This window comes from Mesorhizobium sp. WSM4821 (assembly GCF_055901555.1).
Genome location: NZ_CM148371.1, coordinates 1780721 through 1794550, shown reverse-complemented (window position 1 = coordinate 1794550; position 13830 = coordinate 1780721). Strand labels below are relative to the sequence as shown.

The window sequence follows — 13830 nt, the reverse complement described above, 5'->3', positions numbered from 1 at the left end:
CTTGCGCAACGTCTGAGTGTCGGCTACCCGTCCCCGGCATGATGAAAGACGATCAAATGCCGTTCGAGGCAGCACTTGTCGAGCGCGCGGGTCCGCTTGAGGCGCTGCTCAGGCGGCTCCTCGACGAGCGTCCGCTTTCAGGCGAGATCGCGCGGCCGCAACGCCTGATGGCGGCGATGCGCCATGGCGTGCTGAACGGCGGCAAGCGCCTGCGCCCCTTCCTGGTCATGGAAAGTGCCGCGCTGTTTTCCGCCGACGGCGAGGCGGCGCTGCGGGTGGCGGCGGCGCTCGAATGCGTGCATTGCTATTCGCTGATCCATGACGATCTGCCGGCCATGGACGACGATGATTTGCGCCGTGGCCAGCCGACCGTGCACAAGGCCTTCGACGAGGCGACCGCCATCCTGGCCGGCGACGCCTTGCTGGCGCTCGCCTTCGACATCATAGCCGACGATGCCACGATGCTGCCGGGCGAGCGACGGGCGGCGCTGGTACTGGCGCTGGCCCGCGCCGCAGGAGCCGGCGGCATGGTCGGCGGCCAGACGCTCGACCTCGAAGCCGAGCGCATCAGGCCGGACGAGGCCGGCATCATCCGGCTTCAGGCGATGAAGACCGGCGCGCTGATCCGCTTCGCCTGCGAGGCGGGCGCGATCCTTGCCGGCGCGCCGGCGGACGATCGTGAAAGGCTGGCCGAGTTCGGTTCGGCGATCGGGCTTGCCTTCCAACTTGCCGACGATCTGCTCGACCTGACGGCGGACGCGCATCAGATGGGCAAGGCGACGGGCAAGGATGCAGCCGCCGGCAAGGCGACGCTGGTTGCGCTGCACGGCGCGACCTGGGCGCGGGACCAGCTTCAAGGCCTCGTCGGCCAGGCCCACGCGCTGCTCGATCCCTATGGCGAAGCCGCCGTACTTCTGAAGCAAGCGGCGAAATTCGTGGCGGCCCGCACCAGCTGACGGATGGCCGCGACGGGTAGTCACTGCGTCACTAGTAGCTAGCGCAACCGGCCAACCGGGATGATTTCCGGCGATGTCTCGATATATGGCTCGCCCTGCCAACTGCCGAGCCATACTTCGACGACCAGCCCGGTCTCGTCCAGCATCCGCGCAAGGCTTTCCTTTGCCGGGAAGGCAATTTTCGATTCGGCGCTGAGCACCCGCCCGCTGTCGCGGATTTCGTAATGGGTCGAGTAGATGACGACACCGGTGGCGGGATCGCGCCGGAAATCGTTCCATGCTCTCACAGTGCCCAATCCGGGATGACTCAGTTCCCGTTGCGACCGTTCCGGCGTCCACTCGAGCCATTCCTCCGTGGCGGGATTTCGCGTGTCGAAGATGAAGCGCCCGCCGGGAGCCAGATGAGCAGCGTTCGTGGCAAGCACCGCCTCTCGATCCTCTCGCGTCAGAAACACCTGGAAGGCGTGGCCCGTCAAAAGCACCAGATCGAAACGTCGTCCGAGCCGGACGGTTCGCGCATCGGCCTCGACCCAGTCGATCCTCTGCCCGCCGGGTCTGTGGCGCGCGATATCGAGCATCGCCGGCGCCGGATCTACGCCGGTCACGCTGCGCCGGTCGGCGAGAGCGACGGCCAGTTGCCCTGTGCCGCAGCCGAGATCGAGAACCGAGCCGACATCCCTGGCGAAGCCGACGCAATAGTCGAAGTCCATGCCGGCCTCGTTCTCGATATCGTAGAACTGGACGAGGTCGGGATCGCTGTAGAGACGGTCGGTCATGGCAGGCCTATAACTGGAGCCGTGGAGCAGATTCGTGGAGTCAAAGCGCAGTTTTGACGGTTTGTCGGGCAAATCGGTCGGTATCCATCACCGATTCCGCACCACAATGCATGCACCGCCGACGCTTTGCAGTTTCCGGCAGATATTGTCGGCCTTGGCTTTGCTATCGGCGCCGATCCGCACCGCATAGATGCCGCGCCGGCCGATCGGGGTCCGCACCCGGCTGACCACCGGATTGCTGCCGCCGAGCAAGGCCGTAAACCGGCGCTTTACACCGTTCCATTGATTGAGCGCGGCAGCGCGGCGGAAATTGCCGGCCACCTGCACGCCCCACGGCTTGACGTTGATCGACGCCATGGCCACGGTTCTGGACATGATCGTCGGCAGCTTGCGGCAGGAGACCGCGAAGCTCGCGTTCTTGTCGAGCGGCTGGATGATGCCGGCATAGGCGGCGTCTGTAAACCTGTCGGCCGGCTCGCCCATGATGTCCAGGACGTAGTTTTCGGTCTCCATCGGCAGGAAGCCACCGGAACTCAGCCAGCGCGACACCCGGCTTTCGCCGGCATTGTAGGCGGCGGCGGCCAGGCCGAGATTGCCGAAGCCGGTTTTCATTTCAGCGAGGTATTTTGCCGAGGCCGGGATGGCCTGCTGGATATCGAAGGAATTGGCGAGACCGCGCATCTTCGCTGTGCCCGGCATGAACTGGGCTATGCCTTCGGCGCCGACCGGACTGACCGCATTGGGATCGAAGCGGCTTTCCTTCCAGATCAGCCTGGCAAAAAAATCCTTGGACAGGCCGTTTTGGTCTGCATGGGCCTCGATCAGGTTGCAAACCCGGTCGAGCAGCCTCTGCTTGGCGGGGCGCGGCGGATCGGCCTGGACGGTCGTCGCCCAGCCCAGCCCACAAAACAGAACCAGCGTCGCCCGGAGGAAGCGCCGCATTGACCTACTCCGCCGCAGCCCTGCCGTGTTGCCCAAACCGCTGCTCGATATAGTCGGCGACCATCTTCTCGAAGTCGGCGGCGATCGATGGGCCGCGCAGCGTCGCCGCCTTCTTGCCGTCGACAAACACTGGCGCCGTCGGCATCTCCCCGGTGCCGGGCAGCGAAATGCCGATATCGGCGTGCTTGGATTCGCCCGGGCCATTGACGATGCAACCCATCACCGCGACCTTGAGGTTCTCGACGCCGGGATATTTTTCACGCCACACCGGCATGTTCTTGCGCAGATCCGCCTGGATGTTCTGGGCGAGTTCCTGGAACACCGTCGAAGTCGTGCGGCCGCAGCCGGGGCAGGCGGCGACGATCGGCACGAACTGCCGGAACCCCATTGTCTGCAGGAGTTCTTGCGACACTTGCACCTCACGGGTGCGGTCGCCATTCGGCTCCGGCGTCAGCGAGATGCGAATCGTGTCGCCAATGCCTTGCTGGAGCAGGATGCCCATCGCCGCGGACGAGGCGACGATGCCCTTGGAACCCATGCCGGCCTCGGTGAGACCAAGATGCAGCGCGTGGTTGGAGCGGGTGGCAAGCTCGGTATAGACCGCGATCAGGTCCTGCACGCCGCTGACCTTGGCCGACAGGATGATCTTCTCGCGGCCAAGGCCGATCTCCTCGGCCAGTTCGGCCGAAAGGATCGCCGATTGCACGATCGCCTCGCGCGTCACTTCCTGCGCGGTCAGCGGAAAGCCCTGGCGCTGGTTGTCGTCCATCAGCCGGGTCAGAAGCTCCTGGTCGAGCGACCCCCAGTTGACGCCGATGCGCACCGGCCTGTCGTACCGGATCGCCGTCTCGATGATCGCCGCGAACTGCCGGTCCTTCTTGTCCTTGAAGCCGACATTGCCGGGATTGATGCGGTATTTGGCCAGCGCCTCGGCGCAGGCCGGATGGTCGGCGAGCAGCTTGTGGCCGATATAGTGGAAATCGCCGACCAGCGGCACGTTGACGCCGAGCCGTTCGAGCCGCTCGCGGATGGCGGGCACGGCGGCAGCACTCTCGTCGCGGTCGACGGTGATGCGCACGACCTCAGAGCCCGCGCGATGCAGCGCCGCAACCTGAGCGACCGTCTGGTCGACATCGGCGGTGTCGGTGTTGGTCATCGACTGGACGACGACCGGGGCACCCCCGCCGACCGTCACGCCGCCGACATCGACGCCGACCGACGTGCGGCGCGGGAAGGGAGAGGAAAAATATCCGGTCATGCCGGCTGCCTTTTGTTAGCGCATGGGCCCGAAGGCCGCCGGAATCGGTCTTCGCAAGGGATCATGCGCAAAATCAAAATGCTACAGCGTCTTTTGCGCGTCCGAAAGGGCGCTGTAGCCGTCCGGGCATGAGGTGGAGGAGCAAAGATGGCTTGTCAATGGCGACAGGCAGGCAGGCCTGTCAAATCAATAACGAAAAGACGGCGGCAAACCATCTATCCTGTCCGTGTCTCCGGAACAAAATAAACAGAACTTCCGGCGGCATGGTTGCCACCGGAAAGATGATTGCGCGCCGAAAGCGGCGCAGCTAACCCGTGCAAGACTCCGAAAATCGGAATCGATTTTCGCTGGGGATCATGCGCCAAATCAGAAGCACTACAGCACCCTTTGCGCGTCCAAAAGGACGCGGCGCTGTAAATAGAGCGTCAGTGCGTGGTCGGTTTCGCCTTCAGTTTTTCAATCTCGTCCTTGAGTGCCAGCTTGCGCCGCTTGAGATTCACGATTTCGAGGTCGTCGACCGATGGATGATTCATCGCATCATCGATTTCGCGTTCGATGTCGCCGTGTTTCCGCTGCAGCTCATCAAGATGGGATGCAAGAGACATGATTGGTTCTCCCTTTCATGGTTTCCTCGATTGCAGCCGTCAAGGCGCTTCCACCGCAGGTTCGCTTCTGTGACGGCATAATGACAGTGTGCCACCATCGGACATCGATGTCGAATGCTGCGTGGTAGCATTCCACGACAATACGAAATGTGATATTGGCTGCGCGCCGGTGCAAGATACCTCCGGCCTCGCCCAATCAGGCCCATTTTTTGGGCGCCGCAGACGTGCAGACGGTAGATAATGTCCGAACAGGAACAGGCTGATATCCGCCTCGAATATTCACGGCTGAAGCAAGAGCACGCCGATTTCGACGCGGCCATCAATGCGATGATCGCCGTGAACTGCGACCCTCTGCAGATCCAGCGCATGAAGAAGAAGAAGCTTTTCCTGAAAGACCGGCTGATGGCGCTGGAAGACCGGATCATTCCAGACATCATCGCGTGAGCAAATCTCGCTTGCCGTCTCGGCAAGAACCGCTCATCCCGCGATCGAAAGCCTTGCGGCGCGTTCGCGCAGCAGGGCGATGAGATCGCCGGTCTTCTCCTCGGAGGTATCGATGGGAACCACTAGGCACATCGTCGCCTCGACCTTGCCCGGTGCTGAGAAGACCGGCGCTGCAAGGCATTTCGTATAGGCGTCGACAAGACCTGAGGTCACGCAATAGCCGGCGGCTCCGGCCACGGCGATATCGCGTATGAAGTCGTCGAGCAGCAATCTGCGGCCGTCCGGCAGGACGAGATCTTCCTCGGACACCATGTCCTCGATCACGGCCCTTTCGAATCCGGCGAGAAGCAGCCGCCCGGAAGCGGTCCAGGGAAGCGGGATCTGCAGACCTGTGGCCGAACTGATCCGGAATGGCCTGGTGCCCGGACTTGAATGGACAATTGTATAGCGGCCGCTTTGCAGCATGCACAATTCAGAGGTTTCGCCTGTCTCGCGCGACAGATTGTCGACCTCCTGGCGGCCTCTCCTGAGCAGGTCGTTGCCGCGCACATAGTCCATTCCGTAGAGATAGAGCTTCTTGCCGAAATAGACCCGATTGCCGTCGCCGGCCATTTCCAGCAGGCCCGCATCCACGAGTTCGCGCACCAGCGTATAGGTCGTCGAACGGGGCGCATTCACGCCCTTGGCAAGATCGCCGATGCCGACCGCGCGCTGGGTCGTGTGCAGAAACTCCAGAATATGGAGCACACGGTTGAGACCCTTCTCGCGAGAGGCCGAAATCTTGTCTTCGTCCGGACCGATATCCAGCTGAGCCGCCAAGGCATTGTCATCTTGCATTGTTGATTCCCGATGTTAGTATCTGTCTTGTACAGGATACATGTGTCTTTTGTAAGAGACAAATTGCCACTGACGCATGTGCCGCCAAAGGGGAACACAACACGAAAAGGAGGTCGCCGTGAACGACACATCCAAGAGACGTGATTTTCTGAAACTGGGAATGGCCGGGCTGGCAACGGCTGGCGTGATGAGCGCGGCCACAGCGGTCGATGTCCAGAAGGCGGCGGCGCAGGCGGCGCCGGACAGCCTGCTGCGCACTGTTCTCGATCGCGGCAAGCTGATCGTCGGCACCGGCAGCACCAACGCGCCCTGGCACTTCGAGAATGATGCCGGCGAACTGGTTGGTATGGACATCACCATGGGGCGAATTCTTGCCAAGGGACTTTTTGACGATCCGACCTCGGTCGAATTCGTCATGCAGGATCCGGCGCAGCGCATTCCGAACGTGACCACCAACAAGGTCGACATCACCATCCAGTTCATGACCATGACCGCCCAGCGCTCGCAGCTGATCAACTTCTCCAGGCCGTATTACGTCGAAGGCGTCGCTCTGCTGACCCTTCCGACCGCCGAAAACAAGACCTTCGACAAGCTGCTAGCCGGCGGCTCGGCAACGCGTATTTCCATCCTGCAGAATGTCGATGCCGAGGCAAATGTGCATCTCGTCCTGCCGGAGTCGCAGGTTATGCAGATAGACACCCAGGCCAACGTCCTGCAGGCGCTGGAATCGAAGCGCGTCGACGCCGCGGCCGTCGATCTGTCGACGGTGCGCTGGCTTGCCTCGCGCAATCCGGACAAATATTTCGATGCCGGCAAGAGCTGGTTCTCGATGCTTTACGGTGCGGCGCTGCGACAAGGCGATCCTGACTGGCTGGCCTTCGTCAACACAAGCTTCGCGACTGCAATGTTCGGTCATGAAACGGCGCTCTACGATGCGGCGTTCAAGGATTATTTTGGGTTGGAGCCGCCGGCGCGCCATCCCGGTTTTCCGGTCATCTGATATAGCCGGCGGAAGGGCAGCAATCATGGCCCTTCCGCCTCTTTCTCCTCGTTGACCTTGGTACTGAGGCGGACGCATGGGCTATGCCCTCAATTTCAACCTGATCTGGCGGCATTTCGACAAGCTGTGGGGTGGCCTGCTGCTCAGTCTCGAACTCGCCGTGATCTCGATCGCCATCGGCATCGTCATCGGGCTCGTTCTGGCGGTCTGGTACGTTTCGGCCGGGCGCGTGGTACGCACCGCGATCGCGGCCTATGTCGAGTTCATCCGCAACGTGCCCCTGATCCTGCTTGTCTATCTGGTCTTCTACGGCCTGCCGACCGTGGTCGACATCGCCTACTCGGCGCAGACTTCGTTCGTTGCCACACTGTCCCTTTATAGCGGCGCTTATCTCGTCGAGGTGTTTCGCTCGGGGCTCGAGGCCGTTCCGCGCGGCCAGATCGACGCCGGCAAGGCGATCGGCCTGACGCCTTGGCAAAGGCTTGTCCATGTGCGGCTGCCGACGATGCTGCGCATCACACTGCCGGCGCTCTCCAACACCTTCCTATCGCTCTTCAAGGACACCTCGGTCGCCTCGGTCATCTCTGTGCCCGAACTCACTTACGGCGCCCAGTGGATCAACTTCAACACCTTCCGCATCGTCGAGGTCTATCTGGTGACGACGGCGATGTATCTGCTGACCGGCTATGTGCTGCTATTCGCGCTGCGGCTTGTCGAGCGTCAGTTCAGGGCGGCACACTAGATGCTCGGCCAGATCCTCTACGCCTTGCCCTTCCTGGCTCAGGGTTTCGCTCTAACGCTCTGGGTGTCGCTGCTGGTCGTGGTGCTGTCGCTCATCGCCGGCGTATTGATGGGCGTAGGGCTCGTCTACGGTCCGGCTCCGCTGCGCTGGGCGGTGCGCATTTTCAGCGACACCATCCGCGGCATTCCGATCCTGGTGCTCATCTTCTTTGTCTATTACGGCCTGCCGGCCGTCGGCGTGCATTTGCAGTCCTTCTGGGCGGCCGTGCTGGCGCTGACATTATTCAAGACGGCACAGGTCGTCGAGTATCTCCGGGGCGCGGTCGCCTCCATCCCGAAAGGGCAGTCCGAAGCGGCGATGGCGATCGGCCTGACCTTTCGCCAGCGTCTGGCCTACGTCGTCTTCCCCCAGGCGTTCAGGCGCTTCCTGCCGCCATGGATCAATGGTGTCACCGATGCGGTAAAGGGCAGCGCGCTGGTCTCGCTGCTCGGCATCACCGACCTGATGCAGGCCATCAACCAGGTCATCGGCCGCACCTACGAGGCAATGCCGCTCTATATCCTCGGCGCTGTCGTCTACTTCGCGGTCAATTATGCCCTTTCGCTCGCCAGCCGGCGGCTGGAACGGCGTTTCTCCTTTATCCGGGAATAGCAATATGTCCGCAAACGCCAATGTCGCGCTGCTCGATGTACGCGATGTCTCCAAGGCCTTCGGCGCCGTCGAGGTTCTGCGCTCCGTCAGCCTGCAGGTGACACGCGGCGAGGTGGTGACGGTCATCGGGCCCTCCGGCAGCGGCAAGACCACGCTGCTGCGCTGCGTCAACTTCCTGGAGAGCTACGACAGCGGCTCCATCCGCATCGACGGCAAGGAGGTCGGCTTCCGCGAGACCGGAACACGCCAGCGTCGCAGCGAGCGCGACCTGGCGGCGATGCGGGCCGAGACCGGTATGGTGTTCCAGAGCTTCAACCTGTTCCCGCATCTGACGGCGGCCGGCAACATCATGCTTGGCCTGCGCAAGGTGCGCGGCAAGAGCAGTGCCGACGCTCGCCAGATTGCCGAGCACTGGCTCGGCCGGGTCGGCCTCGCCCATAAGGCGGACAGCCTGCCGGCCGAGCTTTCCGGTGGCCAGCAGCAGCGCGTCGGCATCGCCCGCGCGGTGGCGATGGAGCCGAAAATCCTGCTTCTCGACGAGATAACCTCCGCGCTCGATCCTGAACTCGTCGGCGAGGTGCTCGAGGTCGTGCGCAACCTGGCCGAGGACGGCATGACGATGGTGATGGTCACGCATGAGATGGCCTTTGCCCGTGACGCCTCGAGCCGCATTGTCTTCATGGCGGATGGCGGCGTCAGCGCCGCGGGTCCGCCCGCCGAGATTCTGGGCGCGGAGATCGACAACGAGCGTCTTCGCAGCTTCCTGGCGCGGTTTCGCGCCTCGCATTTCTGACATCAGACGGCGAAAGCCGTCGCAAGGAGCTTTTTCATGACGCCTTACATCCGGCTCGCCGAATTGGGCCTGACGCTGCCCGATCCGCCGACGCCCATCGCCAATTTCGTCACCCACGCCGAGAGCGGACGGCTGATCTTCCTCTCCGGACAGGGGCCGTTGCGCGCCGATGGCACGCTTTGCACCGGCAAGGTGGGTGAGGACATCACGGTGGAGGAAGCCTATGAGCATGCCCGTCTCACCGGTTTGAACCTGTTGGCAGTCATGCACGCCGCGGCAGGCGACCTCGGCCGCATCGTCCGCGTCGTCAAGCTGCTTGGCTTCGTCAATGCGATCCCGACCTTCAGCGATCACCCGAAGGTGGTGAATGGCTGTTCCGATCTTTTTGCCGCTGTCTTTGATAGGATCGGCGGCCACGCCCGTTCGGCGATCGGTGTCGGCTCCTTGCCGGGGAACATCACAGTCGAAATCGAGGCGGTCGTCGAGATCGCCGCCTGACGTCTTACCATTGGGATCTCTAGAGATGACGATCTATTCCGCTAACGGCTCCAACACGACAATTCGCGAACGGCTCGGCCTTCGCCCGATCATCAATGTTTCCGGCACGATGACGGCGCTCGGCGCCTCGATCATCGTCCCGGAAGCGATCGCCGCGATGTCGGAGATCGCTTCGCAATGGGTGGAGATGGACGATCTGCAACGCGCCGCAAGCACGATCGTCGCGCGCCTCACTGGCGGCGAGGCCGGCTTCGTCACGGCTTGCTGCGCCAGCGGCATCACCATGGCGATTGCCAGTGCGATGACCGGCACCAACCTTCTCGCGATCGAGCGGCTGCCGGACGACACCGAGGGCCTCAAGTCGGAGGTCATCGTCCAGCTCGGCCATATCGTCAACTACGGCGCGCCGATCGACCAGTCGATCCGGCTTGCCGGGGCCAGGACCGTGCCGGCCGGCACGGTCAGCGTGACGCAGGACTATCACGTCCGCGACGCAATCCGCGACCGCACCGCGGCAGGCCTCTATGTCGTTGCGCATCACACGGTGCAATACGGCATGCTTTCGCTCGAGGAGTTCTGCGACATCTGCCACGCCAGGGGCGTCCCGGTGATCGTCGACGCCGCCTCCGAATACGACCTGCGCGGCTTTCTCGCACGCGGCGCCGACATCGTCGTCTATAGCGGCCACAAATTTCTCTCGGGGCCAACCAGCGGCATCGTGACCGGGCGCAAGGATCTGGTGCGAGCCGCCTATCTCCAGAATCGCGGCGTCGCGCGCGCCATGAAAGTCGGCAAGGAAAGCATCGCCGGCACCATGGCGGCACTCGAAGCCTGGGAAAAGCGTGACCATGCCGGGATCCGGCAGCGGGAGGAAGCAGCGCTCAATCTGTGGACGGACGCACTGCAAGGCATTGCCGGAATTGGCGCCGAGATCATCCCTGATCCTACCGCCAACCCGCTCGACCGCCTGCAGGTCTTCGTCCGGCCGGAAAGCGGCTTCAGCGCCGCCGGCCTCGCCTCGGCGCTGGCGGCGGGCTCGCCCCCCATTGTCGTTCGCAACCACGAGGTCGAGCGCGGCCACTTCTTCCTCGATCCCTGCAACCTTCATCCCGGCGAGGCGGAGATCGTCGCCGAGCAGCTTCGCGCTGTGCTGAGCGCCGAGCGTCCCGCCGACGCCATGAAGTCGGCCCGCAAGGACACCGCCGGCGTCTTGCGCTGGCCGGATTAGGCAACGATGGCGCTGTGCGCCCGAATGCTGCGCAGAGGCAACGCATCCTTGCGGCTCTCCCCGAATTCCGCTAATGCGCGCCTTTGCCGCCGGGAGCAGAAGCTTGGACGATCAACGCGCCGACGTCGCCATCATCATGGGCAGCCAGTCCGACTGGGCGACGATGCGCCACGCCGCCGAAACGCTGGAGGCATTGGGCGTCCCGCACAGGCGGCTGATCGTTTCGGCCCACCGCACTCCCGACCGGCTCTATGACTTCGCCAATGGCGCCAAGGCGGCTGGTTTTCGGGTGATCATCGCCGGCGCCGGCGGTGCGGCGCACCTGCCCGGCATGACGGCGGCGATGACCCCGCTCCCCGTTTTTGGCGTGCCGGTGGAATCGAAGGCACTTTCCGGACAGGACTCGCTGCTCTCCATCGTCCAGATGCCGGCCGGCATTCCGGTCGGCACGCTGGCCATCGGCAAGGCCGGCGCCATCAATGCCGCCCTTCTGGCTGCCGCCGTGCTGGCGCTGACCGACGAAAAGCTCGCTGCCCGGCTCGATGCCTGGCGCGCCGCCCAGACCGCCAAGGTCGCCGCCGAACCAACGGACATGCCATGAGCCTGCCGGCCGGCTCGACCATCGGCATCATCGGCGGCGGCCAGCTCGGTCGCATGCTGGCCATGGCCGCGGCCCGCCTCGGCTACCGCACGGTCGTGCTGGAACCGCAGCCGGATTGCCCGGCCGCACAGGTCGCCAACCGGCAGATCGCCGCTGCCTATGACGATACGGCCGCGCTCGCCGAACTGGCGGCAGTCAGCGCTGTCGTCACCTACGAGTTCGAGAACGTGCCGGTCGCAGCCGCCAGCGCGCTTGCCGTCACGGTCCCGGTCTACCCGCCGGCGCGCGCGCTGGAAGTGGCTCAGGACCGGGTGGCGGAGAAGAAATTCCTCAACGGTATCGGCGTCTCCACTGCGGATTTCTGTCCCGTCGACAATGACGACGAACTTACGGCGGCGCTGAAGAAGTTCGGTGGCAGCGGCATACTGAAAACGCGGCGCATGGGCTATGACGGCAAGGGCCAGCGTGTCTTCCGCAACATGGAAACCGGCGGCTTTGCCGGCACCTGCGAGACGATGGGCAACGTGCCGCTGATCCTCGAATCCTTTGTCGACTTCGAACGCGAGATTTCGGTGATCGCCGCGCGTGGAATGGATGGTTCGCTCGCCGCCTACGATCCGGCAGAAAACGTCCACGGCGACGGCATCCTGCACAGTTCGACCCTGCCGGCTGGAATAAGCTCCGAAACAGCGGTTTCGGCGCGGGCGGCAGCAGCGGAGATACTTGCGGCCCTCGACTATGTCGGCGTCATCGGCATCGAGTTCTTTGTCCTGGCCGACGGCTCGCTGCTGGCCAATGAAATCGCGCCGCGTGTCCACAATTCCGGCCACTGGACGGAAGCCGCCTGCGTCGTCTCGCAATTCGAGCAGCACATTCGCGCCGTCGCCGGCCTGCGGCTGGGAAATCCCGGCCGCCATTTCGATTGCGTCATGGAGAATTTGATCGGCGACGACATCCTGCGCGTCCCAGCCCTGCTCGCCGAGCCCGATCTGATGCTGCATCTCTACGGCAAGGCCGAGGCGCGGCCCGGCCGCAAGATGGGCCATTTTACGCGAATGAGCCGTCACCGGCTCATCTAGGAAGCATGCTTGCGGTTGACAGGGACAAGGCTCCTCGTTTATGAGCCACGCACAAGTTGAAAGGCGCGCTTTCCGAGCGCGCCTTAATAATTCGGCCCGGGACCGGGCCCAGACCGACGGGCAAGACCATGAAGATCAAGAATTCGCTCAAGGCGCTGAAGGCGCGTCACCGCGACAACCAGCTGGTTCGCCGCAAGGGCCGCATCTACATCATCAACAAGACCGCTCCGCGCTACAAGGCGCGCCAGGGTTGAGCCTTGCGCGTGGGGCCTGCCTCCGCGCTTGCATGATATTACCGCATCGACGTCCTTTGCGCGTCGAAAGGACGCGTGGCTCCAATACCGGCCTGCCGGCCTTCTCACGCTAAATTCAGTTTGACGACCCGCTGTCCGGGGCTAGATTCCGACTATGCGGATTCTTTTTGCATTTCTCGCGGCGCTTTTTCTTTTCGGTTCCGCCTCCCTTCCGGCTCAAGCGGACGATCCGGTCGCACCTCCGGTCGCCACGACCAGAGAGGCAAGGCTCGACCAGTTGTTCGCCGACCTGAAGCGCGAGCGCAACGAAAAAGCCGCCGAGCGCATCGCCGCGCGCATCTCGAACGAGTGGGCGCAGTCCGGCAGCGCCTCTATCGACCTCATGATGCAATGGTCGCAAAAGGCGATCGAAGACCAGAAGTTCGACGTGGCGCTCGATTTCCTCGATCAGGTGGTGACCTTGCAACCGGCCTTTGCGGAGGGATGGAACCGGCGCGCCACCGCGCATTTCATGATGAAGAACTTCGGGAAATCGATGTCGGACATCGACCGCACGCTGCAGCTCGAACCACGCCATTTCGGCGCGCTTTCCGGCCTGGCGCAGATCATGACCGTAACCGGCCACAAGGAGTCGGCGCTGGAAGCATGGCAGCGCGTGCTCGGCATCTATCCGATGTTGCGCAGCGCCCAGGATCAGGTCGGAACGCTTTCGGAAGAGCTCGCCGGCGAAGGGATTTGATACCGGAGGGTCATTAGTGCCCCTGGGCTGTGATCGCCCCACGGCAATTTCAACGTTGCTGTCGTTCTTGCTGTAGCCATAGCCATGGCCACCCTCCGGTCAGTGAAACGACCAATCTCATCGCTTTTACTTATCTCGGCACTGCTTGTCGGTGAGCGCGATGTGTGGTTTCTGTAAGGGGCTGGAGTGGTTGGGCAATCATGATTGCAGCTTACATCGACGAGTTCATAATGTTTTGCGCCGGTCTATGGATGTCGGGCGTCGGCTACGGGTTCCTCCAGATGCCAAACCAATCCCAAGCCGGACAACAGACCTGGTTGGCACGCCTTCCCAGCCATTTCAAATGGATGGGGCCGCTCTTGCTGATAATCTCGATCGTACTCGCCGTCGCCTCACCTTCTTGATCCGGTTGCAGGCAGCAGGGTGC

18 protein-coding genes are annotated in these 13830 nt (G+C 63.1%); 13 read left to right on the top strand and 5 right to left on the bottom strand.

Annotated features, from left to right (window positions below; genetic code table 11):
* Positions 1 to 38 precede the first annotated feature (38 nt).
* Entirely contained in the window at positions 39 to 956 is a 918-nt protein-coding gene (locus AC0NID_RS08575) for a polyprenyl synthetase family protein (RefSeq protein WP_473456080.1), read from the top strand.
* 38 nt (positions 957 to 994) lie between these two features.
* On the opposite strand, the gene AC0NID_RS08570 is transcribed toward AC0NID_RS08575, so the two are convergent.
* From AC0NID_RS08570 to AC0NID_RS08555, 4 genes are all read right to left on the bottom strand, one after another.
* The gene (locus AC0NID_RS08570) at positions 995 to 1732 is read right to left on the bottom strand and encodes a class I SAM-dependent methyltransferase (RefSeq protein ID WP_473456079.1); all 738 of its coding nucleotides are present in this window, start codon (positions 1730 to 1732) and stop codon (positions 995 to 997) included.
* An 87-nt stretch (positions 1733 to 1819) separates the two neighbouring features.
* Positions 1820 to 2674, bottom strand: a complete 855-nt coding sequence (locus AC0NID_RS08565) for a lytic transglycosylase domain-containing protein (protein WP_473456078.1) — start codon at positions 2672 to 2674, stop codon at positions 1820 to 1822.
* Positions 2675 to 2678: 4 nt separating this feature from the next.
* Complete coding sequence (gene ispG, locus AC0NID_RS08560; protein WP_473456077.1) at positions 2679 to 3932, bottom strand: flavodoxin-dependent (E)-4-hydroxy-3-methylbut-2-enyl-diphosphate synthase; 1254 nt, start codon at positions 3930 to 3932, stop codon at positions 2679 to 2681.
* Positions 3933 to 4357: 425 nt separating this feature from the next.
* Positions 4358 to 4537 (bottom strand): YdcH family protein, encoded by a 180-nt coding sequence (locus AC0NID_RS08555; RefSeq protein WP_095487303.1) that lies wholly within the window; start codon positions 4535 to 4537, stop codon positions 4358 to 4360.
* A 240-nt stretch (positions 4538 to 4777) separates the two neighbouring features.
* On the opposite strand from AC0NID_RS08555, the gene AC0NID_RS08550 reads away from it, so the two are divergent.
* Positions 4778 to 4981, top strand: a complete 204-nt coding sequence (locus AC0NID_RS08550; protein WP_145711604.1) for a YdcH family protein — start codon at positions 4778 to 4780, stop codon at positions 4979 to 4981.
* Between the two features lie 33 nt (positions 4982 to 5014).
* Here AC0NID_RS08550 and AC0NID_RS08545 read toward each other — a convergent pair whose 3' ends face one another.
* A complete protein-coding gene (locus AC0NID_RS08545) occupies positions 5015 to 5818 on the bottom strand; it encodes an IclR family transcriptional regulator (protein ID WP_473456076.1) in 804 nt (267 codons plus the stop codon).
* 118 nt (positions 5819 to 5936) lie between these two features.
* On the opposite strand from AC0NID_RS08545, the gene AC0NID_RS08540 reads away from it, so the two are divergent.
* The 11 genes from AC0NID_RS08540 (at position 5937) to AC0NID_RS08490 (ending at position 13807) form a co-directional block, all read left to right on the top strand.
* Entirely contained in the window at positions 5937 to 6818 is an 882-nt protein-coding gene (locus AC0NID_RS08540; RefSeq protein WP_473456074.1) for a transporter substrate-binding domain-containing protein, read from the top strand.
* Positions 6819 to 6894: 76 nt separating this feature from the next.
* Positions 6895 to 7560 carry an amino acid ABC transporter permease gene (locus AC0NID_RS08535; protein WP_473456073.1) on the top strand — a complete coding sequence of 222 codons (666 nt, stop codon included), beginning with the start codon at positions 6895 to 6897 and terminating at the stop codon, positions 7558 to 7560.
* Positions 7561 to 8211 carry an amino acid ABC transporter permease gene (locus tag AC0NID_RS08530; protein WP_473456071.1) on the top strand — a complete coding sequence of 217 codons (651 nt, stop codon included), beginning with the start codon at positions 7561 to 7563 and terminating at the stop codon, positions 8209 to 8211.
* Between the two features lie 4 nt (positions 8212 to 8215).
* On the top strand, positions 8216 to 9004 hold the full coding sequence (locus tag AC0NID_RS08525; RefSeq protein ID WP_473456070.1) for an amino acid ABC transporter ATP-binding protein: 789 nt from the start codon (positions 8216 to 8218) through the stop codon (positions 9002 to 9004).
* Positions 9005 to 9040: 36 nt separating this feature from the next.
* Positions 9041 to 9502, top strand: a complete 462-nt coding sequence (locus tag AC0NID_RS08520; protein WP_473456069.1) for a RidA family protein — start codon at positions 9041 to 9043, stop codon at positions 9500 to 9502.
* A 25-nt stretch (positions 9503 to 9527) separates the two neighbouring features.
* Positions 9528 to 10730, top strand: coding sequence for an aminotransferase class V-fold PLP-dependent enzyme (locus tag AC0NID_RS08515; RefSeq protein ID WP_473456068.1), 1203 nt, complete (start codon positions 9528 to 9530; stop codon positions 10728 to 10730).
* A 103-nt stretch (positions 10731 to 10833) separates the two neighbouring features.
* A complete protein-coding gene (purE, locus tag AC0NID_RS08510; RefSeq protein WP_473456067.1) occupies positions 10834 to 11331 on the top strand; it encodes a 5-(carboxyamino)imidazole ribonucleotide mutase in 498 nt (165 codons plus the stop codon).
* The gene (locus AC0NID_RS08505) at positions 11328 to 12410 is read left to right on the top strand and encodes a 5-(carboxyamino)imidazole ribonucleotide synthase (protein WP_473456066.1); all 1083 of its coding nucleotides are present in this window, start codon (positions 11328 to 11330) and stop codon (positions 12408 to 12410) included. The genes purE and AC0NID_RS08505 overlap by 4 nt, the downstream gene beginning before the upstream one ends.
* Positions 12411 to 12538: 128 nt before the next feature.
* Positions 12539 to 12664, top strand: a complete 126-nt coding sequence (ykgO, locus tag AC0NID_RS08500; RefSeq protein WP_006203764.1) for a type B 50S ribosomal protein L36 — start codon at positions 12539 to 12541, stop codon at positions 12662 to 12664.
* A 154-nt stretch (positions 12665 to 12818) separates the two neighbouring features.
* Positions 12819 to 13403, top strand: coding sequence for a tetratricopeptide repeat protein (locus tag AC0NID_RS08495; protein ID WP_473456065.1), 585 nt, complete (start codon positions 12819 to 12821; stop codon positions 13401 to 13403).
* Positions 13404 to 13603: 200 nt separating this feature from the next.
* Entirely contained in the window at positions 13604 to 13807 is a 204-nt protein-coding gene (locus tag AC0NID_RS08490) for a hypothetical protein (protein WP_473456063.1), read from the top strand.
* The last annotated feature ends 23 nt before the right edge of the window (positions 13808 to 13830 follow it).